The following is a 1,434-nucleotide window of genomic DNA, read 5'->3' on the forward strand; positions in this document are numbered from 1 at the left end:
AGATCATCCCCCTCAATTTTCATGGGGTGGTACGTCGATGATAGAAGAACAAGGAGAAGTATTCCCTGCATTCTCAGTGAACACCAGGCATGCCGAGGTTGAGATGTTGGCAAACGCACATCAACATATTCACCAAACTCCGGTTGACTATTCTATGTCTCCTACCGTAACAGATGGGGGATGGTTAGCGGAGGCCGGCATCCCTACTGTCCTGTACGGTCCGGGCACACTAGATCAGGCACATGCTGTTAATGAGTCGCTTGATCGGAACCAGCTTCTACGGTTCACAAAAACCATGGTCACTTTTTTATATGACTTGTTTCAACATGCTGAGCGAAAAGATGATATGTGAAGTTTACCGATCGTCTGTATAATCATGCTAAACCAATATGGGATGCCCATCTGAACACCAAATTATAAAGGGCATTAAGAATGGAAGTTTAGAGCTTGAAAAATCCAAATTTTTTTGTGGAGGAGGATTACTCTTATATTTAATAGACTATTGACGGGTATTTGCGTTAGGAAGTGTGAAGGCAACTCGTAAAGATTTCATGGCCTTATCTGCTGATTTACTGCATTGTTGTTTCTCTTGAATATGAGCAGGGAAGTCGTGGACAAGATTACTGGTATGAGCTTGAAAATTTAGAGATCTCTCCGTCTTAGGGACAACCTATTAAAACACTTATAATAACTCATTAACAGCTTTAATTTTTGATATTTAAATATTTACTGCATTAATAGAAGAAGGCCATTAATTTCTATAAGGTTCTACTTTATTTTCATTTTTATCTCTATCTTCACCACTAAAGACAAATAGCTCAAAAATAACAATATTCACAATAACAATTACTCCTAATATGATAAAGCTTCTCATTGTAGGTAAATCAAAAATAAATATAATAAGTGAAAAGACAATAAGTACAAGAACCATTTCCAAATAACCTTTTTTTCTCTTAGTCATAATTTAACTCACCTTTCTTTATGAATTCAACTGTTACACCATTTGCTTTAATAGGGGTCTCACCAATATTTTATCGTAATACTCAAGTTAAGACAGAATCTTCTATGAGTACTGGTGTCTTTTTCTACTCTGAAATAATAAGAAACTTATTCTTATTATAGGCGATCATAAGACCAATATTATGTAAATGGTTTGATTATGATTATGATTAATATGAAACCTAAGGATTTTAAATAAACAGGGGCTGTACCATAAATGATACTCGCCCCTTTTGTATGGTAAAAAAAGCAATGGACAAGTCCTTCGCTTTCCGTGGGCAGCGCTTCAGCTAACCGGGCGAAACCCACGCCCGGCGGATCTTCAGCCGCTGCTCTTCGAGGCTGCTGAAAAAGTACCCGATAAAATACGATTTTTGGCTAGAAAACAAAATTGTTTTCTAGTCTTTTTCATGTGTGAGATATAATATAAATATC

General features: G+C 36.6%; 2 protein-coding genes. One reads left to right on the forward strand and one right to left on the reverse strand.

Features of this window, described 5'->3' with window-relative positions:
• Positions 1-352: M20/M25/M40 family metallo-hydrolase (locus ACE4RR_RS21420; protein WP_375537450.1), on the forward strand; the 352-nt coding region annotated here is incomplete at its 5' end.
• Positions 353-751: 399 nt separating this feature from the next.
• Here the strand turns inward: ACE4RR_RS21420 and ACE4RR_RS21425 are convergent.
• Positions 752-961 carry a hypothetical protein gene (locus tag ACE4RR_RS21425; RefSeq protein ID WP_375537451.1) on the reverse strand — a complete coding sequence of 70 codons (210 nt, stop codon included), beginning with the start codon at positions 959-961 and terminating at the stop codon, positions 752-754.
• Positions 962-1,434: the final 473 nt, after the last annotated feature.

It is taken from the genome of Alteribacillus sp. HJP-4 (assembly GCF_042139015.1).
Lineage (GTDB): Bacteria > Bacillota > Bacilli > Bacillales > Marinococcaceae > JBHIKY01.